The sequence below is a fragment of the Mesorhizobium silamurunense genome, assembly GCF_014843825.1.
Classification (GTDB): domain Bacteria; phylum Pseudomonadota; class Alphaproteobacteria; order Rhizobiales; family Rhizobiaceae; genus Mesorhizobium; species Mesorhizobium silamurunense.
The window spans coordinates 1-338 of sequence record NZ_JHQR01000470.1 but is presented as its reverse complement, the minus strand read 5'-3'; the positions used below and the strand labels follow the sequence as shown (position 1 = coordinate 338).

1 protein-coding gene is annotated in these 338 nt (G+C 64.5%); it reads right to left on the bottom strand.

Going from position 1 to position 338, the window contains the following annotated elements; translation table 11 throughout:
- Positions 1-338, bottom strand: a 338-nt coding sequence (locus DH10_RS36035; protein WP_192385970.1) for a methyltransferase domain-containing protein, incomplete at both ends; no start/stop codon positions are given.

Genomic DNA, 338 nt, shown 5'->3' with positions numbered 1-338 from the left:
TTGCCGGGCCTGTTCGGCCATCTCCTCGGAGAGGTCGATCCCGTCGATCAACCGGAAACCGAGGCGTTCCAGTTCCACGCCGACGAGGCCTGTTCCGCAGCCAGCGTCCAGGATTGCGATGGCAGTTCGCTGCCTGGCCAAATAGGCCGTCTGCATGGCACCCGCCAGTTCCGCCACGATCATCGGCCCGCAGTACCCGTCGCGGCCGACATCCAGATCGTAGGAACTGGCCCATCCGCGATAGAAGTGGGCCAAGCGACCGGTGTCGCCGTCGAGGGCATGGGAATCCTTGATGCGCTTTCGTGCGGCTTGCTCCAGTGCCGTCTGCTGATCGAGGG